This window comes from Catellatospora sp. IY07-71 (assembly GCF_018326265.1).
In the GTDB taxonomy this organism is placed as follows: Bacteria; Actinomycetota; Actinomycetes; order Mycobacteriales; family Micromonosporaceae; genus Catellatospora.
Window position 1 is genome coordinate 7,193,345 of the sequence record NZ_AP023360.1, and the last position, 23,878, is coordinate 7,217,222.

Annotated in this window: 21 protein-coding genes and 1 pseudogene; 12 read left to right on the forward strand and 10 right to left on the reverse strand. The window is 74.1% G+C overall.

The window, feature by feature from the left end; all coding sequences use genetic code 11:
* Positions 1 to 40: 40 nt before the first annotated feature.
* Positions 41 to 391 carry a DUF2249 domain-containing protein gene (locus CS0771_RS32075; protein WP_212844492.1) on the reverse strand — a complete coding sequence of 117 codons (351 nt, stop codon included), beginning with the start codon at positions 389 to 391 and terminating at the stop codon, positions 41 to 43.
* A gap of 29 nt (positions 392 to 420) precedes the next feature.
* Here CS0771_RS32075 and CS0771_RS32080 point away from each other — a divergent pair.
* The 9 genes and pseudogenes from CS0771_RS32080 (at position 421) to cysK (ending at position 9,901) form a co-directional block, all read left to right on the forward strand.
* A pseudogene (locus tag CS0771_RS32080) lies at positions 421 to 1,169 on the forward strand (helix-turn-helix transcriptional regulator).
* Entirely contained in the window at positions 1,166 to 2,293 is a 1,128-nt protein-coding gene (locus CS0771_RS32085) for a hypothetical protein (RefSeq protein WP_212844493.1), read from the forward strand. Before CS0771_RS32080 ends, CS0771_RS32085 begins: the two are co-directional and overlap by 4 nt.
* Positions 2,290 to 3,585: a hypothetical protein gene (locus CS0771_RS32090; RefSeq protein ID WP_244871152.1), complete on the forward strand. Its 1,296-nt coding sequence runs from the start codon at positions 2,290 to 2,292 to the stop codon at positions 3,583 to 3,585. Before CS0771_RS32085 ends, CS0771_RS32090 begins: the two co-directional genes overlap by 4 nt.
* 3 nt (positions 3,586 to 3,588) lie before the next feature.
* Positions 3,589 to 5,004, forward strand: a complete 1,416-nt coding sequence (locus CS0771_RS32095) for a multicopper oxidase domain-containing protein (RefSeq protein WP_212844494.1) — start codon at positions 3,589 to 3,591, stop codon at positions 5,002 to 5,004.
* Between the two features lie 333 nt (positions 5,005 to 5,337).
* On the forward strand, positions 5,338 to 6,099 hold the full coding sequence (locus tag CS0771_RS32100) for a YwiC-like family protein (RefSeq protein ID WP_212844495.1): 762 nt from the start codon (positions 5,338 to 5,340) through the stop codon (positions 6,097 to 6,099).
* Between the two features lie 266 nt (positions 6,100 to 6,365).
* A complete protein-coding gene (locus CS0771_RS32105; protein ID WP_212846157.1) occupies positions 6,366 to 7,610 on the forward strand; it encodes a TIGR04053 family radical SAM/SPASM domain-containing protein in 1,245 nt (414 codons plus the stop codon).
* Complete coding sequence (locus CS0771_RS32110) at positions 7,610 to 8,323, forward strand: thioredoxin domain-containing protein (protein ID WP_212844496.1); 714 nt, start codon at positions 7,610 to 7,612, stop codon at positions 8,321 to 8,323. Before CS0771_RS32105 ends, CS0771_RS32110 begins: the two co-directional genes overlap by 1 nt.
* A 26-nt stretch (positions 8,324 to 8,349) precedes the next feature.
* Positions 8,350 to 8,982 (forward strand): serine O-acetyltransferase EpsC, encoded by a 633-nt coding sequence (gene epsC / locus CS0771_RS32115; RefSeq protein ID WP_212844497.1) that lies wholly within the window; start codon positions 8,350 to 8,352, stop codon positions 8,980 to 8,982.
* Positions 8,912 to 9,901 (forward strand): cysteine synthase A, encoded by a 990-nt coding sequence (cysK, locus tag CS0771_RS32120; RefSeq protein WP_212844498.1) that lies wholly within the window; start codon positions 8,912 to 8,914, stop codon positions 9,899 to 9,901. The genes epsC and cysK overlap by 71 nt, the downstream gene beginning before the upstream one ends.
* A 58-nt stretch (positions 9,902 to 9,959) precedes the next feature.
* Here cysK and CS0771_RS32125 read toward each other — a convergent pair whose 3' ends face one another.
* From CS0771_RS32125 to CS0771_RS32140, 4 genes are all read right to left on the reverse strand, one after another.
* Entirely contained in the window at positions 9,960 to 10,487 is a 528-nt protein-coding gene (locus CS0771_RS32125; protein ID WP_244871153.1) for a DoxX family protein, read from the reverse strand.
* Complete coding sequence (locus CS0771_RS32130; RefSeq protein WP_212844500.1) at positions 10,484 to 10,945, reverse strand: hemerythrin domain-containing protein; 462 nt, start codon at positions 10,943 to 10,945, stop codon at positions 10,484 to 10,486. The genes CS0771_RS32125 and CS0771_RS32130 overlap by 4 nt, the downstream gene beginning before the upstream one ends.
* Positions 10,946 to 11,020: 75 nt before the next feature.
* On the reverse strand, positions 11,021 to 13,588 hold the full coding sequence (locus CS0771_RS39125; protein WP_244871154.1) for a multicopper oxidase domain-containing protein: 2,568 nt from the start codon (positions 13,586 to 13,588) through the stop codon (positions 11,021 to 11,023).
* Between the two features lie 48 nt (positions 13,589 to 13,636).
* Positions 13,637 to 15,064: a nitronate monooxygenase gene (locus tag CS0771_RS32140; protein WP_212844501.1), complete on the reverse strand. Its 1,428-nt coding sequence runs from the start codon at positions 15,062 to 15,064 to the stop codon at positions 13,637 to 13,639.
* 219 nt (positions 15,065 to 15,283) lie between these two features.
* On the opposite strand from CS0771_RS32140, the gene CS0771_RS32145 reads away from it, so the two are divergent.
* On the forward strand, positions 15,284 to 15,595 hold the full coding sequence (locus CS0771_RS32145; protein WP_212844502.1) for an HPF/RaiA family ribosome-associated protein: 312 nt from the start codon (positions 15,284 to 15,286) through the stop codon (positions 15,593 to 15,595).
* 51 nt (positions 15,596 to 15,646) lie between these two features.
* On the opposite strand, the gene CS0771_RS32150 is transcribed toward CS0771_RS32145, so the two are convergent.
* Entirely contained in the window at positions 15,647 to 16,216 is a 570-nt protein-coding gene (locus CS0771_RS32150) for an XRE family transcriptional regulator (RefSeq protein WP_212844503.1), read from the reverse strand.
* Between the two features lie 39 nt (positions 16,217 to 16,255).
* Between CS0771_RS32150 and CS0771_RS32155 the strand changes: the two genes are divergently transcribed.
* Positions 16,256 to 16,795 carry an arsinothricin resistance N-acetyltransferase ArsN1 family B gene (locus CS0771_RS32155; protein WP_212844504.1) on the forward strand — a complete coding sequence of 180 codons (540 nt, stop codon included), beginning with the start codon at positions 16,256 to 16,258 and terminating at the stop codon, positions 16,793 to 16,795.
* A gap of 111 nt (positions 16,796 to 16,906) precedes the next feature.
* Here the strand turns inward: CS0771_RS32155 and CS0771_RS32160 are convergent, their stop codons facing one another.
* On the reverse strand, positions 16,907 to 18,175 hold the full coding sequence (locus CS0771_RS32160; RefSeq protein WP_212844505.1) for a S1 family peptidase: 1,269 nt from the start codon (positions 18,173 to 18,175) through the stop codon (positions 16,907 to 16,909).
* A gap of 111 nt (positions 18,176 to 18,286) precedes the next feature.
* Here CS0771_RS32160 and CS0771_RS32165 point away from each other — a divergent pair, with 111 nt between their 5' ends.
* Positions 18,287 to 21,307: a BTAD domain-containing putative transcriptional regulator gene (locus tag CS0771_RS32165; protein ID WP_212844506.1), complete on the forward strand. Its 3,021-nt coding sequence runs from the start codon at positions 18,287 to 18,289 to the stop codon at positions 21,305 to 21,307.
* On the opposite strand, the gene CS0771_RS32170 is transcribed toward CS0771_RS32165, so the two are convergent.
* The 3 genes from CS0771_RS32170 to mraY form a co-directional block, all read right to left on the reverse strand.
* On the reverse strand, positions 21,304 to 22,182 hold the full coding sequence (locus CS0771_RS32170) for a Calx-beta domain-containing protein (RefSeq protein WP_212844507.1): 879 nt from the start codon (positions 22,180 to 22,182) through the stop codon (positions 21,304 to 21,306). The genes CS0771_RS32165 and CS0771_RS32170 overlap by 4 nt on opposite strands.
* 113 nt (positions 22,183 to 22,295) lie before the next feature.
* Positions 22,296 to 22,658, reverse strand: coding sequence for a hypothetical protein (locus CS0771_RS32175; RefSeq protein ID WP_212844508.1), 363 nt, complete (start codon positions 22,656 to 22,658; stop codon positions 22,296 to 22,298).
* A 13-nt stretch (positions 22,659 to 22,671) separates the two neighbouring features.
* Positions 22,672 to 23,769 (reverse strand): phospho-N-acetylmuramoyl-pentapeptide-transferase, encoded by a 1,098-nt coding sequence (gene mraY, locus CS0771_RS32180; protein WP_212844509.1) that lies wholly within the window; start codon positions 23,767 to 23,769, stop codon positions 22,672 to 22,674.
* Between the last annotated feature and the right edge of the window lie 109 nt (positions 23,770 to 23,878).

A 23,878-nucleotide genomic window follows, 5' to 3' on the forward strand; every position in this document is an offset into this window, starting at 1 on the left:
CCCGGCCTCGGTGGGCGAGGCCGGGGCCGGGGCGGGCCGATCAGGCGGCTGGGGTGCGGCTCAGGCGCAACTGCCAGACGTCCGGTCCCTCCTGCAGCCACTGCGTCGCGAACCGGCCCGCGTAGCGCTGTTCGATCTCCGCCAGCAGCGGCAGCGGCGCGTGCGGGGCGACCAGCACGAGCCCGGCCGCGCCGGGCAGGGCGTCCAGCGCCGCCAGCACCCGAGCGTGCCGCTGGCCGTGCGGCACCTCGCGGACGTCGATCCGCGGGTCGAGGCTCAGCACCGGCGCCGAGGCGTCCGCGCTGCCGGGGGCGTCCCCGCCGCAGCCGCAGCCGCCGCCGCCGCAGCCGCCGGGCTGTGCGGCCGCGGCCGCTTGATCGGGTTGTGACATGAGACCCTCCTCATGGTTTTGACGTCATCATGGTTTTGACGTCATCTGACGTTATAACGTCTAACACCGTGGAAACCTTCGGCAAAGGCCCGATCGGCGAGACGATCGACACTCCGCAGCACCGGGCGCTGGGCTCCGACAGCCGGGCGGCGATCCTGCGCCTGGTGCGTGCCGCCGGCGGGGGCTGACCGCGGCAGAGGTGGCGGCCGACACCGGCCAGCACCCGTCGACGATCCGGGCCCACCTGGACCGGCTGGTCGAGGCGGGGCTGCTGGTCCGGGCGCGGGCCAGCGGCGGCCTGCCCGGCCGTCCCGCCTGGCGCTACCGGGCGACCGCCGCCGACCCGGCCCCGGCGCCGTACCGGTCGCTGGCGGCCGCGCTGCTGCAGCACCTGCCCCGCGGCGACGGCGACGTCCGCCCGGCCGCGGCCCAGGTCGGCCAGGACTGGGGCAGGCAGCTCGCGCGCGGCGTCGCGCCGCAGGACGACCCCGTCGACACGGTGACCGCGGTGCTGGACGGCCTCGGCTTCAGCCCGCGCCGCCAGCCTGCCGGCCCGAAGGCCGCTTCGGTGGAGGTGCACCTGCACACCTGCCCGTTCCTGGAGCTGGTGGGGCAGAACCCGGACGCGATGTGCGGTCTGCATGCCGGGGTGGTGCGGGGTGTCCTGGAGAGCCAGGGCGTGCCGGGCGAGGGCACGGTGCTGGAGCCGTTCGGCGCGCCGGGCGCCTGCGTGGTGCACCTGCCGGTGCTCGCGCGGCGGGCACCGGACGCGCCGTGACCGCCCGGCCGGCTGTCGGCCGGCGGCTGCCCGCGCTGGCCGCGGCGGGGCTGTGCCTGGTCGGCGGCCTGTACGCGGCGCTGCTGCTGCTCGGCACGCCGGTGCCGGCACCCCCGGTCGCCGTGGAGACGGTGCATGGGCCGGTCATGGTGTTCGGCGTCGTCGGCACCCTGATCGCGCTGGAGCGCGCGGTGGCCCTCGGCCGCCCGTGGGCACTGCTGGCACCGGCCTGCTCCGGCGCGGGCGGGCTGGTGCTCCTGGCGGCCGGGCCGGGCTGGCCGGGGACGTTCCTGCTGATGCTCGCCTCGGTGGTCCTGCTCGGCGTCTACCGTGCGCTGTGGGCCCGGCAGCAGTCCGTGGCGCTGCTGGCGCAGGGCGTCGGCGCCTTCGCGTGGTACGCCGCCGCGCTGCTGTCGCTGGCCGGCTTCCCGGTCGCCGACACGGTCGGCTGGATGACGGTCTTCGTCGTCGCCACCATCGCCGGTGAGCGCCTTGAACTGGCCCACGTCGGGCTCACCGCACCGCACGCCGAGCGGTGGTTCCTGGCCGCGCTGACGGGCCTGGCCACGACCGCCGCCGCGGCGACCGGGTGGCCCGAGGCGGGCACCCGGCTCTTCGGGCTCGCGCTGCTGGCGATGACCGCCTGGCTGGCCGTGCACGACGTCGCCCGGCGCACCATCCGCGGCGCCCGGCTGCCCCGCTACATCGCCGCCGGGCTGCTCGCCGGGTACGGCTGGCTGGCCCTGTCCGGCCTGCTCTGGGCCGGCGGCGGACCGGCCGGCGGCGGCGCCCGCTACGACGCCGTGCTGCACGGGGTCTTCCTCGGCTTCACCGTCTCCATGATCTTCGTGCACGCGCCGGTGATCCTGCCCGCGGTGCTGCGCCGGCCGCTGCCGTACCACCCGGTGCTGTATGCGCCGCTCGCGCTGCTGCACGGGTCCCTGCTGGTCCGGATCGGACTGGGTGACGCCGCCGGGCTGGAAGTCGTGTGGCGCTGGGCGGGCGTCGGGAACGTCGTCGCGGTGCTCGCCTTCGCCGCCTGCGCGGTCACCCTGTCGCTCACCCGCGGGCGCCGCTCCCTCCCGCAGCGGACCGCGTCTCCCGCCGCGCCGGTGCCGTCATGACCGGCGAACCCCGGCTGCAGGGCACCGAACCAGTCGCGCCCGAGCTGCCGGCCCGCCTGCCCCTGCCGACGCCGCCTGCCGAGGTCGGCAGGCCGCGGGCGCGCACCACCGGCCGTGCCGGCTGGCACCGCCGCGCCGGCCTGCTGCCGGTGGCCTACCTCGCCGCGCTCGTCGCGATCGGGTTCACCCACCCGTTCCTGCCGGGCTGGCGCTGGCTCGCCATCCACCTGCTGCTGCTCGGCGCGGCCGGCAACGCGATCGTGGTGTGGAGCGCCCACTTCGCCGCCGCCGTGCTCCGGGTTCCCGCCCCCGCTCATCGCCGGGGCGAGGCGGCCCGGCTGGTGCTGCTGAACATCGGCGTGGCCGCAGTGCTCACCGGCGGCGGGGGCGACCGGCCCTGGCTCGGCGTGGCCGGAGCGGCGGCGGTGTTCGCCGCCATCGCCGCGCACCTGTTCCGGCTGGCCACGTGGGCGCGCGCCGCGCTGCCCGCCCGCTTCGCGATCACCGTGCGCTATTACCTGTCCGCCGCGGCGGCGCTGCTGGTCGGCATCCCGGTCGGCGTGTGGATGCTCGTCGTGGACGACGCGGGCCGCCCCCGGCTGCTGCTCTTCCACGCCCACGTCAACCTGCTCGGCTGGATCGTGCTGACCATCCTCGGCACGTTGCCGACGCTCTGGCCGACGGTGCTGCGCACCCGGATGGACGACGGCGCGGTCGCCGCGGCCCGCACGGCGCTGCCCCTGGCGCTCGCCGGTCTGGCGTTGTCGGCCACCGGGCTGCTGACCTGGTGGCCGACCGTCACCGTCGCCGGGCTCGCCGTCTTCGCCGCCGCCATCGTGATCACCGCCGTACCGGCGGTGCGGGCGGCCCGGCGCCGGCCGCCCGCGTCGTTCGCCGCCTGGTCGATCGCGGCTGCCGCCGGGTGGCTGCTGGTGGCGCTCGGCGTCGACGCGTACGCCGTGCTGGTCTCGCCCGGCGCGCCCGAGGCCGCCGGACGCTTCGGCGATGTGCTGACCCCGCTGCTGGTCGGCTCGGTCGCGCAGATCCTGCTCGGCGCGTTGTCCTACCTGCTGCCGATGGCGCTGGGCGGCGGCCCGGCCGCGGTCCGCAGGCGCACGGCGCTGCTGGAGCGGCACGCGGCGCAGCGGGTGGCCATGGCCAATGCCGCGCTGCTGGTGTTCCTGCTGCCGGTGGGCGCTTATGTCCGGATCACCACGTCCCTGCTCCTGCTGGCCGCGTTGCTGCAGTTCCTGTGGCCCACGGTCCGCGTACTGCTGTCCGCCCGGAGGTAGCCCGTGTCCGTCCCCGCAACCGGTGCCGCGAAACCCGGATCGCCCCCTGCCGCCCCACCGGCCGCCCCGACCGGACCGGCTGCGCCGCGGCCGCTCGGCGGGTTCGCGGCCGGGATCGCGCTGGTCCTGCTCGCCGTGCTCGTCGGCGTGGTCGCCGAACGTGCGAGCGGCGGCTCTTCGAGCCCGGTGCCCGCGGCCGCCGCCACGGCCGCGCCGACCGGGCACACGACCACGGTGTCCGTGACCACCGAGGGCATGCGCTTCCAGCCTTCGCAGATCACCGTCCCGGCCGGCGATCGGCTGATCATCGAACTGAGCAACCACGACACCCGCCGCCACGACCTCGTCCTGGCCACCGGCGCCAAGAGCGGCGCGGTCGGCGCGGGCGACACGGTCCGCTTCGACGCCGGCGTGATCTCCGGGCCGGTGTCCGGCTGGTGCTCGCTGCCCGGACACCGGCAGGCCGGGATGACGCTGTCCATCAGCACCGGCACCCACCCCGGTGGACACGCGGCCCCCTCCCCCGCCGCTGGCACGCAGGCGGCGCAGATCGACTTCATGGCCGCGCCCGGGCCCGGATTCCAGGCGCACGACGCCACGGCGCCCGTGCCGCCGACCGGGCGGGTGCACCGGCTGGACCTGCGGGTGCAGGAGGTGCAGCGCGAGGTCGCGCCCGGCGTACGGCAGCAGTTGTGGACGTTCAACGGGACCGCGCCCGGGCCGGTGCTGCGGGGCCGGGTCGGTGACACCTTCGAGATCACGCTGAGCAACGACGGCAGCGTCGACCACGGCGTCGACTTCCACGCCGGAGCCCTCGCCCCGGACGGCCCGATGCGGCCGATCGAACCCGGCGAGCGGCTGACCTACCGGTTCACCGCCACCAAGGCCGGCATCTGGATGTACCACTGCTCGACGATGCCGATGCTGCTGCACATCGGCAACGGCATGTACGGCGCCGTCATCATCGACCCGCCCGGCCTGGCCCCGGTGGACCGGGAGTACGTCCTGGTGCAGTCCGAGCTCTACCTCGGCCCTCCGGACGAGCCCGGCGACCTGGCCAAGATGCAGGCCGAACGCCCCGATGCGGTGGTGTTCAACGGCCATGCCACCCAGTACGCCCACCACGCGCTCACCGCCCGCGCCGGGGAGCGGGTGCGTTTCTGGGTGCTCGACGCCGGACCCAGCCGCAGCTCGTCGTTCCACGTCGTCGGCGGCATGTTCGACACCGTCTACGCCGAGGGCCGCTGGCTGCTGCGCCCGGCCGACCCGGGCGGGGCGCAGGTGCTGCAGCTGCACCCGGCCGGGGGCGGGTTCGTGGAGACGGTGCTGCCGGAGGCCGGGCACTACCCGTTCGTCAGCCACGCCATGGTCGACGCCGAACGCGGCGCCCGCGGCGTCATCGAGGTGAGCGCGCGTTGACATCTCCCCAGCTGGAGCAGGGGGATTCGACCCTCGCGGTTCGAACTTTCTGCTTCGCAGCCCGTTGCCGACCTGGGTTACCAGCAAGGAGCGGTGTACCGCCCATCGGTCTTACACAGGCTCCACAGACCTGACTTCCCGCCAGCCCGGCGGTAGGCCCGGCCGACTTGGTTTTCGCCGGCCAGGCTGCAACAAATTAGCACACCTGTTCACTTCCGCGACACCGGCGGGTGCCGGATTCGCCTTGACGGCGAACCGGCTTCTCCTGCCCTGCTCCCCAGGCGTTCCGTTTCCTCTCCGGCCTGAAGGCCGGAATATCCACGGAGGCATCCGATGACCGTGGCCGCTCCCCTCGACCGGCCGCCGGGGCGCGTCCGGCGGTCCGGCAGCGCGCGGCGGTTCGTGCCGCCGCAACACGGCGCCTGGGCGATGCTGCTCGTGCCGTACCTGGCCGGGCTGCTCGTGGCGGGCTTCCGCTGGCTGGACCTGCCGCTGCTCGGCGCCTGGGTGTCCGGTTACCTGCTGTCCTACTTCGCCCTGCAGGCGGTCAAGACCGGCCGGCTACGCAGGTTCGGCCCGCAGCTGGCGCTGTACGGGCCAATCACCGCCGTGCTCGCCGCGCCGGTGGTGGTCCTGCGACCGGCTGTGCTGCTCTTCGCACCCGCGTACGCGGCGCTGCTCGGGGTCAACGTCTGGTACGCCCGCCGCCGCCGGGAACGGGCGCTGCTCAACGATCTCGCCTCGGTGGCGCAGAGCTGCCTGATGGTGTTCGTCGTCGCGGCCGTGGCCCAGGTGCCGCCCGGCCGGGTGCTCGCGCCGTTCGTCATCGTGCTGCTCTACTTCACCGGCACGGTGCTCTACGTGAAGACGATGATCCGCGAGCGGGGCAGCGTGGCGTACCTGCGCGCCTCAGTCGGCTTCCACGCCTCGGCGCTGATCGCCGCGGCCGCGCTGGGCCCGGTCGCGGCCGCGGTGTTCGCCGTGCTGCTCGCCCGCGCCTGGGCACTGCCCCGGCACCGGCTCACGCCCAAGCAGGTCGGTCTCGCCGAGATCGCGGCCAGCGCCCTGGTGCTGGCCGCCGCCGCACTGTCCTGAGCCGACCGGATTCCACTCCGTCCCCGACCAGGGGCGCTGCCGCACAACGCATTTTCGCGGGGGACCTTGGTCCCGTCCGGCGGTGAGTATCGGCCCTGCCACAGGTCGCTGTACGGCCCCAGGATCGCTCACATCGAGCCAGAGAGGGGCTGGGCCATGTGCTACCACGAGACGCTCACCGACGGCCGCCGCGCGCAGCGGACGGGCCGGCGGGCGGGTGCGCACGGTGGACCCGCATGACCGGCGGCAGCGCTGCGCGGCCCGGCCTGCGAGCGCCCCGCCAGGACGTCGCCGAGCGGCCGTTCATCGTCATCTGGGAGGCGACTCAGGCGTGCCCGCTGGCCTGCCGCCACTGCCGCGCCACCGCCCGCCCGGCACGTGATCCCGGTGAGCTCACCACCGGCGAGGCCGTGGATCTCATGGCTCAGGTGGCCGCGTTCGGCCGCCCCGCGCCGCTGTTCGTCATCACGGGCGGCGACCCGTTCCAGCGCCCGGACCTGTACGACCTCGTGCGGCAGGGCACCGACCTGGGCCTGGCGGTGTCGGTGTCGCCCTCGGGCACGCCGACGCTGACCCGCGAGGCGATCGGGCGGCTGCGCGACGCCGGAGCCCGTGCGATCTCGCTGAGCCTCGACGCGGCGGACGCCGGCGCGCACGACGGGTTCCGCGGCGTGGCGGGTGTGCACCGCTGGACGGTCGACGCCTGGCACGCCGCGCTCGACGCCGGGCTCAAGGTCCAGATCAACACCACCGTCACCCGCGACACCGTGCTGGACCTGGCCGGGATCGCCGCCCGCGTCCGCGACTACGGCGCCATGCTGTGGAGCGTCTTCTTCCTGGTGCCCACCGGCCGGGGCCGCGCGCTGTCCGGGCTCGATGCCGCGCAGACCGAGGACGTGCTGCACGCGCTGTACGACCTGGGCGAGCACGTGCCCGTGAAGACGACCGAGGCGCACCACTTCCGCCGGGTCTGCCTGCAGCGGGCCGCGCTGGAGGCGCGCGGGCTCGACCCCCGGCGCGTGCTGGGCCTCGGCCCCCTGTACGACCGGCTGCGCGCCGGTTTCGACGAGCGTGGCCTGAGCGGGCGCCCACGCCGGGCCCGCCGTCCTCCGCTGCGCGTCAGCGCCGGCAACGGCTTCGTGTTCGTGTCCCACCGCGGGGACGTGCACCCCAGCGGATTCCTCCCGCTGGGCGCGGGCAACGTCCGGCACGAGCGCCTGGCCGACGTCTATCGCGGCTCGGTGCTGTTCCGGGCACTGCGCGACGTCGACCAGCTCGGCGGCCGCTGCGGCCGCTGCGAGTTCCGCACGGTCTGCGGCGGCTCCCGCGCCCGCGCCTACGCGACCACCGGCGACGTGTACGCCGAGGAGCCGGCCTGCGCCTATCAGCCGGGCTCGTTCGCGCTCGCGCTGGCCGCCGGCGATCGCCCGGCCGGGATTCATCCGCCCGCAGACGACTTGTCCGCACCGCGAGCCGTGATGGACGGCCACGACAGCGAGGAGAACCACTGATGAGTACGCGAGTCGGGCGCAAGCAGGCCGCCCGGGTGGTCCGTGAGCAGCTCGCGCTGGAGCGCCGGCGGCGGCGCACGGCGGTGACCTCGGCCGTGGCGGCCGTGGCGCTGCTCGTCGCGGGGATCGTCGGCTACGGCGTGTACCGCTCGCAGCAACCGGTCGCGGGCTTCGCCGTGCCGGCGTCGGCCACCGACGACCGTGCGGGGGTGCGCGTGGGCGACGGCCCGGTGACGGTCGAGGTGTACCTGGACTACCTGTGCCCTGCCTGCCGGCAGTTCGAGGAGCAGGCCGGCGCGACCATCGAGCGGCTGCTCGCCGAGCGGCGCATCACCATGGTGTACCACCCGGTCGCCATCCTCGACCGGTACTCCACCAACGACTACTCGTCCCGGTCCGCGGCGGGGGCAGGCTGCGCCGCCGACGCCGGCCGGCTCGTCCAGTACACCAGTGCCCTCTATGCCGACCAGCCCGCCGAAGGCGGGCCCGGCCACACCGACGACCGGCTGGTCGAGCTCGCGGCCACCGCCGGCCTGTCCGATCACACGTTCGGCCCGTGCCTGCGCGAGGGCCGATACGCCGACTGGGTCACCCATGTCACCGACGGGATGAGCCGGCGCGGCGTCAACGGCACCCCCACGGTGTTCGTCGGCGGCCGGAAGCTGGCCAACCCCACCGCCGAGAACCTGGCCGCGGCGGTCGAGCAGGCGTAGCCGGCCGGACCTGCGGAGGAATCGACATGTTCGACGATGTGCGCGCGGCGTGCCGCCGCGACCCGGCGCTCTACGGCATCCGGACGGCGGAGGTGCTGCTGTATCCGGGGCTGTGGGCGCTGTGGGCGCACCGGCTGGCGCACCTGCTGCACCGCGGCCGCGTCCCGCTGGTCCCGAGGATGATCTCGCAGCTGGCCCGCTGGGCCACCGGAGTCGAGATCCATCCTGGCGCCCGCATCGGCCGGCGGCTGTTCATAGACCACGGTGACGGCGTCGTCATCGGCGAGACCGCCCGCGTCGGCGACGACGTCACGATGTACCACCGGGTCACGCTGGGCGGCCGTGGCTGGTGGGTCGACGGCAAGGCCGCCCGCCGCCATCCGAGCGTCGGCGACCGGGTGGTGCTCGGCGTCGGCGTCACCCTGCTGGGGCCGATCCACGTGGGCGACGACGCCCGGATCGGCGCGCACAGCCTGGTGCTGGCCGACGTGCCGGCCGGAGCCCGGATGCGGGCGCCGGCCGCGGTTCTCGCCCGGCCCGGCACCGGGCCGGCTCTCCCGGACCTCAGCGAACCGACAGGAGCACTGGATGATCTACCAGAACGTGACCGAGATGATCGGCCGCACCCCGCTGATGAGGCTGCGGCGCTTCGCCGGTGACACCCCCGGCCGCCTGGTGGCCAAACTGGAATCGGCCAACCCGGGCGGCAGCGTCAAGGACCGCATCGCGCTGGCCATGATCGAGGCCGCCGCAGAGTCCGGCGAGCTGGCGCCCGGGGCCTGGATCGTGGAGGCGACCAGCGGGAACACCGGCATCGGCCTGGCCATGGCCGCGGCCGCGCTGGGGTATCGGCTGACGCTGACCATGCCGGAGAGCATGAGCGTGGAGCGTCGCGCGCTGCTCGCCGCGTACGGCGCGGAGGTGGTCCTCACCCCCGCCGGGGAGGGCATGGCAGGTGCCGTACGCCGGGCGCGCGAGATCGCCGAGCGGGAGGGCGCCTTCCTGGCCCGCCAGTTCGACAACCGGGCCAACCCGGAGGTGCACTACCGCACCACCGCCAGGGAGATCTGGCGCGACACCGACGGAGACGTCGATGTGCTGGTGGCCGGTGTGGGCACCGGCGGCACCATCACGGGCGTGGGCCGGCTGCTCAAGGAGAGGCGTCCGGCCACCCGGGTGATCGCGGTCGAACCCGCCGAGTCGCCCGTGCTCTCGGGCGGCCCGCCCGGCCCGCACGGCATCCAGGGCATCGGCGCCGGTTTCGTGCCGGCCGTGCTCGACACCGCCGTCATCGACGAGATCGTTCGCGTGGACGTCGAACAGGCCCGTGCCGCCGCGCGCCGGCTGGCCCACACCGAGGGAGTGCTGGCCGGGATCTCGGGTGGCGCCGCGCTGCACGCGGCCCTGGCCGTGGCCGGTAGGGCCGAGCATCGCGGCGCCACGATCGTCGTGATCCTGCCCGACACCGGCGAGCGGTATCTCAGCACGCCGCTCTTCTCGGCGGACGGCGGCGAGCAGCACCGGCATCAGGACGGCCACACTTCACGGCTGCCGGTGGCTTCACCAGCCGGGTCGTGACGACCAGGGGGTACGGCGCTGCGCCGTACCCCTGGTCATGTCTGCGAAGCCGGTGAGACTAGCCCGTCTCGGCGTCCGACGCGGGGCGCGCCGCGGTCGGCTCCGCCTCGGCAGCCGCCCGGGCAAGCCATCCATCGGCCGACACCGCCGTCCGTGGCCAGACGACCAGCACCGCTGCCGCGGCCAGCAGCAACCCGTCTCGGGCCAGCTCCCAGCCGTACTGCGGGCTCTGGCCGGCGGCGAGCGCTCCCCCGCCGCCGAAACAGCCGCAGTCGATGGACAGCCCGCGTGCCCAGGCCGAGATGATGCCCGCGGTGAATGCAGTCAACAGCAGCGTGGACACGGCCGCGGCGAACCTGGTGGCCAGCCCCGCCAGGAGCAGGATGCCCACCGTGATCTCCAGGAACGGCAGGACCGCACCGGCCGCCTCCGCTGCCTCGTAAGGCATGAGCTGGTAGGCGCCGACGGCGCGCACCGAACCGGCCAGGTCGGTCACCTTCAGCGCCCCCGCGACGAGGAACACCGCTCCCAGCAGGAGCCGCAGGCCGGTGCCCGACCAGGCTCGGATACGCCCACCGGCCTTCACCGCTGCCACCCCGGCGTGCCCCCGCTGCCCGCAGGTCGCCGGTCCAGCCGGTCCCACGCGGGGATCGGCAGCGCGATCACGGCGGCCGGGAACAGCCCGTGTTCCTCGTTGTCGATGTGCCGGCGCAGCCGCTGCAGCGCCCCGAGCACCGCCAGCCAGTCCGGGCCGGACCGGTCCACGGTGTTCAGGACACCGTGGATGTCGTCGTGCTCGGCGCACAGCTGCTCCACCGCCCCGGCCAGGCTGCCCTCGGCGCGCAGTTCGGCGAACAGGCCCTGTTCCTCGGCGGCGGTGTGCGGCTTGAGTAGCCCGAGCAGGGCGTCCAGCAGCGCCTGGGGGTCACCGGTGCCTTTGGTGATCGCGTCACGCAGCCGCCCGGCGGCTTCGGCTATCGCCTCATGTTCGGCGGTGAGCCGGCCGATGAGCGGGAACTCCCGGCACCCGCAGTAGTTGCACACGACGTCGGCTTCCTCTCTCGTGATGAACCGCTGCCCCGGCGTAGCCCGAGGCCGGCGGCGTACCGCTACCGGCGGTCAGGCGGTGACCCGGATGACGCCGTGGGCTCCGGCTTCGGCGTGGCGCATGTCGTGGTCGACGAAGGGGTAGCCGCCCGGTTCCGCGAAGGTCATCTCGACGAAGCCGCCCTGGGCCGGAGCGAGGTCGAGCACCTGGGCCGCACCCGCGCCGGGACGCAGCAGGTAGGCGCCCTCCCGGTAGACGGTGTCGAACCGTGTGCCGACCACGTGGAAGGCGGTCCTGGAACCCGGACCGGCCGACACCACCCAGAACCGCACCCGCTCACCGACCTTGGCGGGCAGGGGCGCGCTGTCGTACTGGTTGGCGCTGCCGTTGAAGACCCAGCCGTCGGGGGTACCCGCCCGCAGCGCCGCGGTGACCGCCTCGCCGCCGGGTTCACCGTGGTACAGCTCGCTGGCGACGACCACGTACTCGCGGTCGACCGGGGCCAGGTCGGGCGGGTCGATGATGACGGCCCCGAACATGCCGGCGCTGATGTGCTGGGTCATCGGCATGGTGCCGCAGTGGTAGAGCCAGGCGCCTGCCTTGTCGGCCACGAACCGGTAGACCAGCCGCTCGCCGGGTTCGATGGTGCGCATCATGCCGTCCGGTGCGGTCGCGCCGGCATGGAAGTCGATGCTGTGGCCCAGGGTGCCCTGGTTGACCAGGGTGATCTCGAATTCGTCGCCGACCCTGCCCCGCAGTGTCGGACCCGGCACCGAGCCGCCGAAGGTCCAGCTCCGCTGCCGCAGGCCCGGCGCGACCTCGATCTCCTTGTCCACCACGGGCAGTTCGACGCGGTGCAGCCTGCCGGTGGGCGCCGGCGGCAGGACGGCGTCGTGCGCGGTGAAGCCGGTGCTGTAGGCCGCGCCGGGGTCCGGGACAGGTCCCGTCGCGGTGGTATGCCCGCTGTGGTCCTGCGCAGCGGCGGCAGCCCCGCCGACCTTGATGGTCAGCGCCATCCCGGCCGCGCGGTGCCCGGGCACGGCGCACCATGCCTTCACGTCCGCGGCGACGACGCCGACGTCGAGACTCGCCTGCTGGCCCTTGCGCAGCAGCGGTGTCCTGGGGCCGCCGTCGACCCGCAGGTCGTGCCGCTGGCTGTCGGTGTTCGTGACGGACAGGACGAGCCGCGTACCGGCCGGGACCTCGATCACCGCCGGCGTGGCCCGCATGCCGCTCAGCGCCACCTCGACCGTACGGGCCCCGGCCGGACCGGCCGCATGAGCGCCGCCGGCGGCGTGCTCGTGGGCCGCGCCGTCCAGCGGGACCGGCCCGGCGAAGGCCACGGCCACCACGATCGCGGTCACCGTGAGCACAGCCGCCGAGCCGAAGGCGGTGATCCGCCCGCGCACGCCCAGCCGGGCCAGCGTGGGTGCGATCAGCCAGCCGGCGCGCAGCACGAAGTCGGCTCCGACGCCGAGCACCAGGATCAGGCCCACCGGCCCGGCCCAGCCGGCGGCCGGGGACAGAGCCAGCCCGGCGACACCGGCGTTCAGCGTGCCGATCCGCACCGCCCAGCCCCGGTGCAGGTGCTCCCGAGCGCGGCTGACCGCGGCCGGGCCGCCCCCCATGACGACGGGCAGCAGGAACGTCAGCGAACCGATCAGCACCTGCCCGATCACGCCGACGAGCAGCATCGGGCCCAGCAGGGCGAGCCCGTCACCCGATGCCCCGGAGGCGATCAGAACCAGGTCGGCCACCACTGCGACCAGCAGCCACCCGATCGAGCCGCCCAGCAGCCACGCGGCGCCGCTGACCGGGCGCCGGTGCAGCAGCGTCGCCGCGAACGGCACCATGGCGACGAGCACGCCGACGGCGTAGCCGCCGACCCCGACGACCGTGATGAGCGGGCTTCCGGCCAGCATGCCGACGACGGCGACCACCAGCCCGGCGGCCAGGGCACGCAGGCACCAGCGGGCCGCGACGTGCGTGACACCGGAGATGGTGGTGCCCACTGCCGACGGCCAGAGCATGAACAGGGTGCCGACCACCGTGAGCAGCACCCAGCCGCCGATGTTCAGGTGCGCGTGGGCCAGGTGCAGCCGTTCGTGCCACGCTGCCCCACCCACGCCCGATCCCAGCAGGGCGCCCATCGGCGCCCCGGCCAGCAGCGCCGCACAGGCGAGCAGGTAGTAGTCGACCAGCGGCGCCAGCCTCCCGCCCAGCGAGCGCAGCCGCATCCGCAGCAGCACGTACGCGTGCGCGGCGATCGCCGCGGTGACGACGGTCGCGCCGGCCGCCAGCAGCACGGTGACGTCGGAGCTGACGCCCGCCAGGACGGCGGCCTGGCCTGTGGTCAGCAAGGCGAGCCGCGCGGCGGACCAGCGGCGGTCGGGTGCCTGCGCGTGCAGCAGCGCCACCGAGAAGTGCTCGCTCCACACGACGATCGCCGTGGTCACCGCGCCCAGCAGGAACAGGTGCACCGCCAGCCACGGCTCGGCCGTGGTCGCTCCCGTGGCGGTGATGACGGTGAGCGCGAGCCAGCCCAGCACCAGCGCGTTCGCCCAGCCGTGCCAGGCCCACCGCCAGGTGGGCGGCTCCGGCCGGGAGGTCGATGTGGACAGGCCGACGGACTTTCTCATCACTGCCACCAGTCTTCGTTGTCGCGGTCGCTGCGCCGGGCGGTCCGGCTACTCCTGCGTGAGCAGGTGGTGCAGCACGTCAAGGGCGCTGAAGTCGTCGCCGGCACGCCGGCGCAACCCGGCCAGGAACTCGAGCTCCTGGCCGATCGTGACCAGCGGCGGCTCCACGTGGTCGCCGGGCCCGCGCTGGCCGAGCCCGATCGTCGCGGTCAGGCCGTTGCACAGGCACCGGCTGCCGTCCGCCTGCTCGGCCGAACCGCCCTTGCGGACGAAGTCGTCGACCGGCTCAGCCGGGCAGCGGAAGCCGACGCCGCCGCCGGGCTTGCGGTACGGCGTACGCAGGTAGCTGAGATCGCATCTGCGCGCCCGCGCGGCGTACACCTGCGGGTCCGCCACGGTGCCCGCCAGCTGGGCGACCTTGAACGGGAACCCGGTGGGCGAGGCGGCGGGATCGTTGCGCACGGCGAGCACGCCCGCCGCCGCGTCCTGCAGCAGCCGTTGCCGCAGCGAACCGGTCATGCCGGATTCCCGGCACAGGGCGAACGCCGACCCGACCTGCACGCCGACCGCACCGGCGGCCCGTGCCAGCGCCAGCGGGCGAGGCCCGGCCTGACCGCCGGCGACCCAGAACGGCAGACCGCACGCGGCCACCTTGGCCAGGTCCAGCGCGTCACGCTCGCCGTACACGGGCTCGCCGGCTTCGTCGAGGGCCATCCGCCCGCGGGGCCGGGCGCTGTGCCCACCCGCTGTGGCGCTCTCCACCACGAACCCGTCCGGGCGGGTCCGTTCGCTGCGTGCGAGGTATCCGGCCAGTGACGCGGACGACACGACAGCCAGGAAACGCGGCCGGCGCAGCGGCGGATGAGCAGGCAGCAGCTCGCGTGGGTCGAGCCGCACCGTGTGCCGCTCACCGGCGTCGGCGCCCTCGACGGCCACCGGCAGTTCCACGGGCAGGTGCCGGGCCAGGGCGTCGAGCAGGCCGGGGATCTCCGTGGGGAGCCCGGCGCCCATCAGCACGTAGTCGACACCGGCCAGCATGGCCCCGTACAGCGAGGAGGGTGTGGCCAGCTGGATCTTCTCGAGGTAGTTGATGCCGACCACGCCGCCGTGTCCCTCCTTGGCCAGGAAGACCTCGACGAAGTTCGCGGCCACGGTCAGCTCGACGGCCTGCGGCCGCGGTCGCAGGCTGAGCCGCGGAACGGGCCGGAACGGCCGGCCCGGCGGCAGACCCTCGGGCCTGAAGTAGCGGTCCAGCACCCGCTCGGCCACCTGCGGCGCGGGAAACGCGGCCAGTGCCCGGCGCAGATGCCCGCCGGGGTCGCCGAGTTGCAGCCGCCGGGCGAGCAGCGTGTCCAGCGCCACGCCGGAGACCACGCCGAGCTGGCCTGCGGCCGAGACCGTGCGGGCCAGCTGCCAGCTGGACACGCCGACCCCCATCCCGCCCTGGATGACGACCGGTAGATCGGCGTGCCTCATCCGCTGAGCCCTTCTGTCGCCTGCGATGTCACCACCGCCAGCATCAGAGCGCGTTGCACCGCCGCAGCAGGGCCTTTGGTCCCGACCTCAGGTCACCGCAGTCCCTTCGGAAGGGCCGGGACTTTCGGCGCCTCGCCACGTGACGCCAGACCCTGCCGCGGCACAGCTCCGCGCGGCGAATGTGGGCGTGTCAGTGGTTCGACCCATCGGAGGTGCACCATGACCAGTCCCGTCCTCGCCGACCATCCCGTGCAGGTACGCACGTACGGGCGGGTGCCGGCCGAGCTGATCTCCTACGCCGCGCGCAAGGTCGAGGTGGTGCTGCGGCACGCCCCGGCTCCGGTGCTGCTGGTGCGGATCAAGCTCAGCCACGACCGCGGAGCCGCGCCGTCGGAGGCCTGCGTGCGCGTCGACGTGGACGTCAACGGCGCCGATGTGCACGTTCGGGCCGCGGCCCCGACCCTGATCGAGGCGGTGGACCTGATGCAGCGCCGCCTGCGCGCTCGAGTCCAGCGTGTTCACCGGCGCTGAGCAGGCAACGGGCACGGCCGGGAGGGCGCGCGCCCTCCCGGCCCCGGCGCGTCATCTGGGGCCGGTGAGCTTGTCGAGCACGACCAGGTAGCGGCACGGAGCTGTGGTCGGGTTGACGAACACGCAGTCGGCCGGCGGGCCGAGCTGCAGGCAGTCGCCGGCGTCGAGTTCGTGGACCTGCTCGCCCTCGACGAAGCGCAGGTGGCCGGAGAGTATCCAGATCTGCTGGTTGATGAAGCGGTATGTCTGCGCCGGGTAGGCGACCTCGGCTCCGGGCGGCAGCTCCACCTCGACCAGTTCCAGGGCGGTGCTCCCCGGTGGTGACACGGCGCGGCGGACGTAGCCGGTCTCGGGGTCGGTCCACACCGGCTGGTCGTCGCGCCGGGCGAGCTGCACGGCGCCGCCCTCGGCCCGTGCGATCAGCTCCGACAGGGTGAGACCGAGCGCGCCGGACAGCCTGGCGAGCAGGGCCGCGGTGGGCTGTGCGTCACCGTGCTCGACCTTCGAGATCATCGCGCGGGACACCCCGGAGATGTCGGCCAGGGCGGCGAGGGTGAGTCCCCGCTCTTCGCGGGCCGCGCGCACGGTCGAGGCCAGGGCCTTGCTGAGGTCTTCGGTCACGTTGACACTATAGTAGATGTCATGCCTACTATAGTAGGCATGATTGGGGATGGGATCATCCGCCGCGCGACCGCGGACGACGCCGCCGCCTGCGCCGCGATCTACGCGCCGTACGTCACCGACACCACGATCACGTTCGAGACCGAGGCGCCCACCGTCGCGGAGATGGCCCGCCGCATCGAGGCCGCCAACGAGCGCCACGCCTGGCTGGTGCTGGTGGTGGACGGCGCGGTCGTCGGCTACGCCTACGGCACCGAGCACCGGACCCGGGCCGCCTACCGATGGGCCTGCGACGCCAGCATCTACCTCCACACCGGACGCCGCCGCACCGGCGCCGGGCGGGCGCTGTACGCCGCGCTGCTGCCCATCCTCGCCGCCCGCGGGTACCGCCGGGTGATGGGCGGCGTGACCCAGCCGAACGAGGCCAGCATGGGACTGCACCGCGCCTTCGGCTTCTCCGACGTCGGGACCTATCGCAAGGTCGGCTGGAAGCTGGGTGCCTGGCACGACGTCACCTGGCTGCAACTCGACCTCACCCCCGACGAGGACCCGACCGCACCACCCGCCGACCCCCGGTGAGCGGTCGGCGGCCGCCGGTGACGTGGTCAGCGCGACGGCGCCCCGCTCGCGAGCGGGGCGCCGCACCCGTGCCGCGACACGGAGGTCGATCCGGCCGCGGCGGGGAGAGCATCACAGGAGGCTGGCTCCGTAGAAGGTCAGCGAGCCGACGTACGGGCTGAACAGCGGCCGCCGGACCGGTGCGTAGAAGACCCGGTAGGAGCCGGTCTTCCACACCCCGAGCGACACGCAGGGCGTGTCCAGGTAGCCGGCGGTGATCGTGCCGCGGGCCAGCGCCGCGATCTCGATCTTCAACGGCCAGGTGATGAACAGGCCGTGCGAGTAGACCGGGCCGCCGCTGTCGCCGGGTGCGGCGATGCAGTTGCCCGCGGCCGGGGTGCCCGGCACCTTCGCCGCGTACGTCATCGGCGCCATGCCGAGCACGCTGGTGTTGACGGCGTACACCTTGGCGTTGCAGTGCTCGCCGGTGAACGCGCCACCGGTGCAGATCCAGTTGCCGACGTAGTCGGCGGTGGAGCCGCCGACCCGGATGCTCGACGAGCTGTTCCAGGCTCCGGTGTAGATGCGCCCGGCGAAGGTCCGGTTGGGCGGCCGGTTGAGCATCTGCGTGTCGCGGGCGTTGACGTCGGCGACGATGCTCGTGTTCGGCTGGGCGGCGGTGCCGATCCGGGCCACGTTGCCGTTGTTGCCGCAGTGCCCGGCGGTGAGCATGCGGGGCTGGCCGGCCCAGTTCACGCTGAAGCCGGTGGAGCAGGAGCCGCCCGTGCTGAGGTTGTTCCAGCGGGCGCCGCCCCAGTACGGCGAGATGTCGGCCTGGCGGTTGAACAGCAGGTCCGGGGCGCGTTCGACGGTGACGGCCAGCGGCAGGCGGGCCTCGGCCAGGATCGCCTCGCGGTCGGCGTCGGTGCTCACCGTGACGGCCAGGCCGGAGCCGTCGACCTGCGGGGCGGCGGTGCCGACCCGGCTGTCGGCGCCGAGCCGGTCCACCTCGGCGGCGAGTTCGGCCTCGCTGTAGCGGGCGGGCAGGAACTTGACGGGTACGCCGGTGCGGGCGGCGCGTTCGCGGGCGTCGGCGGGGACCTCGCCCTTCCAGTAGACGTGCAGCTCGCCGTTCTCGGGGGCGGCGATCGTGCCGGCGTAGCCGGGTGAGTCCACCGACAGGATGTCGTCGGCGGCGGTGTTGAGGCGGGTCTGCGCCTCGCTGAGGTCCTCCCAGGTGCGGAAGCCGCCGGGGACGGCTTCGGCGGGGGCGGCGCCGGGCTGTTCGGTCTTGGGCTCCTCGGCGGCCGAGGCGCCCGTGGGGGGCAGGAGCACGGCCATGACCAGGAGCGCCGCGACGCTCCAGCCGGTCCTGGCACGGCGGGACGGTGTGTGAGTCATGGCAGCCATCGTCGGAGCGGACCCGTGGCGGCCGGGGCGATCCTGAACATCGTTGAACATCGCTGTCTCGCACGTACGATGGACATGCGGCTTCGTCCATCGAGGAGGCTCATGGCCGACGGGGGCACCCTGCAGGACCTCGCCCGGATGCTGCGCCAGCTCAAACGGCGCGACGCCCGGCGGCGGGGCGGCACCGAGGTGACCTACCGTGCGCTGGCCGCCCGGACCGGCTGGTCGACCGGGATCATCGCGCACTACTTCACCGGCAAGACCCTGCCGCCGACGGACCGCTTCGACACCCTCGTCCGGCTGCTGGGCGCCTCCCCCGCCGAGCAGGGCAGGCTCGCGACCCTCCGCGACCGCGTCGACGAGGACCGGCGGCAGCCGGCCGCGCCGGGCGTCCACACGGTCCGCCTGCTCGGCCCGGTCGAGGTGAGCGGCCCGCGCGGCCGCGCCACGCTGGTCGGCGGGCGGCAGCGCACCCTGCTCGGACTGCTCGGCCTGCGCGCCGGCACTCCGGTGTCACCCGCCCGGCTCACCGAGGCCCTGTGGGGCGAGCAGCCGCCCCGCACCGCCACCGGTTCGCTGTACTCCCACATCGCCCGGGTGCGCCAGGCCCTTGAGGACTGCGGCCTGCCCGGGATCCTGGTCACCCGCGACGCCGGGTACCTGCTGGACCTGCGCCCCGCCGACGTCGACGTGGCCCGCTTCCACGACGACGCCGCCCGGGGCAGGCAGGCCCTGGCGCGCGGCGCCGCCGCGGAGGCGGTCGGGCACCTGCTCGACGGGCTCGGGCTCTGGCGCGGCGAGGCCTTCGAGGACGCCGAACCCGCCGGCTGGGCCGCCGCGGCGGTACGCGGGCTGGCCGAGGCACGGATGCGCTGCCTGGACGACCTCTGGGACGCCCGCCTGCGCCTGGGCGAGCACGTGGCCGCCGTCGACGAGATCGAGCGGCTGCTGGCCGCCGACCCGGGTCGCGAGCGCCTGGTCGGGCTGCTCATGCTCGCCCTGTGCCGGTCGGGTCGGCACGCCGACGCGGTCCGGGCATACCAGCGGCTGCGCAGCCACCTGGCCGAGCAGCTCGATGTGGAGCCCGGGCCGGAACTGCAGCGCCTGCACCTGGCGGTGCTGCGCCGCGACGCCGGCGCCGGCTTCGACCGCCCGCCCAGCGCCCCCAGACCGGCCCAGCTGCCACCGGCGGCCGGGCACTTCACCGGCCGCGGACCCGAGGAGGCCGCGCTGGACACGCTGCTGTCGCGGCCGGGGCCGATCGCGGTGATCTCCGGGCCTGGCGGCATGGGCAAGACCGCGCTGGCGGTGCACTGGGCGCGGCGGGTCATCGACCGCTACCCGGACGGGCAGCTCTTCCTCGACCTGCGCGGCCATGATCCGGCCACGGCGATGCCCGTCCAGGAGGCCCTGGGCCAGCTGCTGCGGGCGCTGGGTGTCACCGCCGACCCGGCCGCGGGCGATCCCGGCCCGTACCGCTCAGCCCTGCACGAGCGCCGGATGCTGATCCTGCTCGACAACGCGGGTTCGGCCGAGCAGGTGGCGCCGCTGGTGCCGCCGGACGCGGGCAGCCTGCTGATCGTCACCAGCCGTCACCAGCTGCCGGCGCTCGCCGTCGACCACGAGGTGGCCGCGGTCAGCCTGGACGCCCTGCCGCACGCCGAGGCGTCGCTGCTGCTGCGCCGGGTGCTCGGCCACGACCGGGTCGACCGGGAGCCCGAGCAGGCCGGCCTGCTGGTGGACCTCTGCGGCGGGCTTCCCCTGGCGCTGCGTATCGCCGCCGCGAAGCTCGCCGCCCGGCCCCTGCGCAGCCTCGCCGAGCTGGTCGGCGAGCTGACCGGCGGGAACCGTCTCGACGCGCTGTCGGTGGCGGGCCACCCCGGCGGGGTCCGGGCCGTGTTCGCCGCGACCTACCAGACGCTGAGCCCGCCCGCCGCGGCGCTGTTCCGGCGGATGGGCCACCATCCCGGCCCGACCTTCACCGCCTACCTGGCCACGGCCGTGGCCGGGCGGCCCGCCGCGCCCGCGCTCGACGAACTCGCGGCCGCGCACCTGATCACCGAGGTCGCCGAGGGCCGATACCGCTTCCACGACCTGATCCGCCTGTACGCGCTCGGCTGCGCCGGCCCCGACGAGGCCGCGCAGACCCGCAGCGCGCTGTTCACCTGGTATCTGGCGCTGGCCGGGACCGCCAACCAGCTGCTGGAGCCCGCCCGCGACCGGGTGAAGCTGTCCTGGCAGGACCCGCCGCCGAGCCTGCCCCCGTTACCGGACGCCACCCGGGCGCTGGACCTGCTGGACGACGAACGGCCCAGCCTGCTGCCGATCGCCCGGCTGGCCGCGGCCCACGGCGACGCCCGGATCACTTGGCAGCTGACCTACCTGCTGGCCAGCTACTACACCCACCGCGGCCGCTGGTCGGACTACGCCGAGATCTGCCGCGAGGGCCTGGCCGCCGCGCTGCGCCTGGACGACCCGGTCGGCGAGCGGCTCATGCGCAGCGGCCTGGGCGTCGCCTACAACGTCACCCACCGCCACGAAGACGCCCTGCACCAGCTCACCCGCGCGCTGGAGCTGATGCGGGCGGGTGGCGACCAGCGCGGGCAGGGCATGGCGCTGAACAACATCGCGCACGCCCACGCTCAGCTCGGCATGCTCCCCGCGGCCCGCGACGCGTTCGAGCAGGCACTCGACCTGCACACCGCCGACAACCACCTGCCCGGTGTCACCCTGGCGCTGAACAACCTCGCGGACATCCACACCCAGCTCGCCGACTTCGAGGCGGCCTTCGGCGCGCTGCGGCGGGCGCTGCGCCTGTCGCGCGACATCGGCAACGCCCACCTGGAAGGCGCCGTGCTGCAGAACCTCGGCGAGACGCTGCTCGCCGACGGCGACGAGGACGCGGCCCTGCATCACTTCGGGCTGGCCCTGGCGATCCGGCGGCGCATCGGCGAGAAGCGCCGGGAGGCCGACACCGCCAACGCCATCGGCCTGCTCCAGCTGTCGCGCGGCGAGCACGCGAGCGCCCTGGACCACTTCGGCAGGGCGCTCGCGCTGTCCCGCGAGATCGACGACCGGCGCCTGGAGTCGGCGACGCTGGCGAACATGGCGCTGCTGGGCTAGCGCCAGACGGTCACCCGTGCGGTGCCGGAGACGACCTGGCCGCCGGAGAAGGACGAGATGGCGACGGTGAAGTGCTTGCCGTCCTGAGTGAACGCGTGCGGCAGGAGCTGGATCGGGACGAGGACGGTGGTGGCTCCCGCCGGGATGGTGATGGTGCGGTCCACGGGCACGTAGTCCAGCCCGGCGATCAGGTCGCCGTCGGACGTCCGGAAGTGCACCGTCGCGTCGGCGGTCAGCGGCGTGTTGAGGCCGAACGGCGAGCTGATGATGTTGCCTGACTCGATGGTGCAGGGTGTTGCGGGCGTGCCCGAGCCCGGATCCGGGTCGGGTTTGGCCGTCGGCGACGGTGACGGCAAGGTGGTGGGCGGCGGAGAGGTGCGCGGCTCCAGCAGGCACAGCCGGTGGTCGATGGTCGCCGCCCGGACCTGGGTGTCGTCGTCGAAGATCCGGCCGCGGCCGACCGGGCTCACGATCCGGACGTTCTGGCTGGCGTTGCCGAGGGTGACCGTGAAGTCCTCAAGCAGCGCCTCGGTCAGCCCGTCGCCGGCGACGGTGGCCCGGACCTGCCTGCTGCCGGTGTCCCCCGCCGACCACTGGAGCACGCCGCCGGCCAGCTGGTAATCGCCGGGCCGGCGGGCGGCGCCGTCGGTGACGGTGTACGCCACCGATCCCGCCGCGGCGCAGGACGCCGTGTACACGGTGAAGGTCAGCGTGCCCGCCGCCTCGGACACGGTGACCTGCGGGTCGATGGCGACCGACCGCCGGCAGTCGGCGGCCGCGCCCGGGTGGTCTCCGACGGCGGCCGCGGCGATGACGGCGGCCAGGGCCGTGACAGCGGCGCCGAGTGCGGGCAGCATCCTCGATTTCATCGTCATCGCCGAATCATCGGGCACCGAGCTTGTGGAGAGCTTGTGGAACGCGTGCCAAGTTGATCCACGGGTTTGAATGAATGGGCTCGATCCACCGCACTGCGCGCGAACCCGCGCCGTCAGCGGTCGCGGACGAGCTTGACGAGCATCTCGGTGTCGTGGTGGTTGCCGACGAACTCCGAGAACTCGCCCGCCGCGAAGGTCCAGCCCCCGTCGGCGATGAGCGTGCGGAGCCTGTCCACCGGCAGGCGGACGGCGGCCGCGGGCATCTGCCACTCTCCGGCGATGACCCGCTCGGCCCCTTCGGCGAGGGCGTCGAGGGTGTCGAACTCCTCCGGCTCGGCGCCCTCGACCTCGAACCAGTCGCCTTCGGACGCCACCCGCATCAGGACCGCCTCGCCCGCCTCCGGTCCGTCGATGTCCTCCGTGATCCAGTCGTGCTCGAAGTAGGAGAAGCGGAGGAGGATGCTCTGCACGGTCATCGGCGCATCTTAGTCAGGGCAGGTGAGCGAGGAAATCGGCGTAGAACAAGCCCAGCCCGGCGGCCACGCCCGCGCCCGCGATGATCCAGAACCGGGTCACGATCGTGACCTCGTGCCACCCCACCAGCTCGAAGTGGTGATGCAGCGGCGACATCCGGAACACCCGCCTGCCGGTCGTCTTGTAGGACGTGTACTGGATGATCCGCGACATCGTGATGATCACGAACAGCGCGGCCAGGAGCGGCAGCAGCAGCACGGTCCGCGTGGCGACCGCCTGCCCGGCGATGAGCCCGCCGAGCGCCATGGAACCGGTGTCGCCCATGATGATCCGCGCCGGTGACGTGTTCCACCACAGGAAGCCGAGCAGCGCCCCGGCGGCGGCGCCGGCGATCAGCGCCGTCTCCAGCGGATCCCGGGCCTCGTAGCAGAACGCCGACTGCATCGCCGGATCGGCGCACCAGTGCCGGTACTGCCAGAACGAGATCAGCCCGTACGCGGCGAGCACGATGATCGACGTGCCGGTGGCCAGGCCGTCGAGCCCGTCGGTCAGGTTGACGGCGTTCGTGCTCGCCATGACGATCGCGATGAAGACGACCACGGCACCGACCTGGCCGACGTCCAGCCAGCTGATCTCCCGGACGAACGACAGCCGGGTGCCGGCCACCGACCATCCGGCCGTGCTCGGAAAGCCGAGCGCCACCACGCCGAATCCCGTGCCGACCATGAGCTGCAGCGCCAGTTTCCAGCGCCCGCTCAGCCCGGCCGTGTTCTTCTTGGTGACCTTCAGGAAGTCGTCGACGAACCCGATGCCGCCGCAGAACACCATCAGGCCGAGCAGGACGAACCCGGTCATCGTCGGACCCGGTGGGACGATCTGCGCCGCCGGCAGCGCGTTCATCACCAGGTGGCCGACGACGTAGGCGAGCACGGTGCCGACGATGAAGATCAGCCCGCCCATGGTGGGTGTGCCGCGTTTGGCCTGATGCGCGGCGGGGTTGACGTCGCGGATCGGCTGACCGGCGCGCAGCCGGGCCAGGGCGCGGGTCGCCACCGGCGTACAGATCAGAGCGAATACGAAGGCGACGGCGGCAGCGACGACCGAGGAGATCATGGCGGTGTACCTCCTGGTGAGGGAGCGGGCAAGATCGTTGAGCCGCACAGTGTAGGGGGCGCACGGTCGCCTGCGCCGGACGTCGGCAGCCGCACGAAGCGGCCGAATG

Bases quoted from the DNA above. Each gene is read 5' to 3' on its own strand.
- CS0771_RS32145 (WP_212844502.1), top strand. From the start codon at position 15,284: ATGACCAGTCCCGTCCTCGCCGACCATCCCGTGCAGGTACGCACGTAC.
- CS0771_RS32100 (WP_212844495.1), top strand. From the start codon at position 5,338: ATGACCGTGGCCGCTCCCCTCGACCGGCCGCCGGGGCGCGTCCGGCGG.
- CS0771_RS32075 (WP_212844492.1), bottom strand. From the start codon at position 391: ATGTCACAACCCGATCAAGCGGCCGCGGCCGCACAGCCCGGCGGCTGC.
- CS0771_RS39125 (WP_244871154.1), bottom strand. From the start codon at position 13,588: ATGAGAAAGTCCGTCGGCCTGTCCACATCGACCTCCCGGCCGGAGCCG.
- CS0771_RS32110 (WP_212844496.1), top strand. From the start codon at position 7,610: ATGAGTACGCGAGTCGGGCGCAAGCAGGCCGCCCGGGTGGTCCGTGAG.
- CS0771_RS32090 (WP_244871152.1), top strand. From the start codon at position 2,290: ATGACCGGCGAACCCCGGCTGCAGGGCACCGAACCAGTCGCGCCCGAG.
- mraY (WP_212844509.1), bottom strand. From the start codon at position 23,769: ATGATCTCCTCGGTCGTCGCTGCCGCCGTCGCCTTCGTATTCGCTCTG.
- CS0771_RS32155 (WP_212844504.1), top strand. From the start codon at position 16,256: ATGATTGGGGATGGGATCATCCGCCGCGCGACCGCGGACGACGCCGCC.
- CS0771_RS32170 (WP_212844507.1), bottom strand. From the start codon at position 22,182: ATGACGATGAAATCGAGGATGCTGCCCGCACTCGGCGCCGCTGTCACG.
- CS0771_RS32165 (WP_212844506.1), top strand. From the start codon at position 18,287: ATGGCCGACGGGGGCACCCTGCAGGACCTCGCCCGGATGCTGCGCCAG.
- CS0771_RS32175 (WP_212844508.1), bottom strand. From the start codon at position 22,658: ATGACCGTGCAGAGCATCCTCCTCCGCTTCTCCTACTTCGAGCACGAC.
- CS0771_RS32140 (WP_212844501.1), bottom strand. From the start codon at position 15,064: ATGAGGCACGCCGATCTACCGGTCGTCATCCAGGGCGGGATGGGGGTC.
- epsC (WP_212844497.1), top strand. From the start codon at position 8,350: ATGTTCGACGATGTGCGCGCGGCGTGCCGCCGCGACCCGGCGCTCTAC.
- cysK (WP_212844498.1), top strand. From the start codon at position 8,912: ATGATCTACCAGAACGTGACCGAGATGATCGGCCGCACCCCGCTGATG.
- CS0771_RS32160 (WP_212844505.1), bottom strand. From the start codon at position 18,175: ATGACTCACACACCGTCCCGCCGTGCCAGGACCGGCTGGAGCGTCGCG.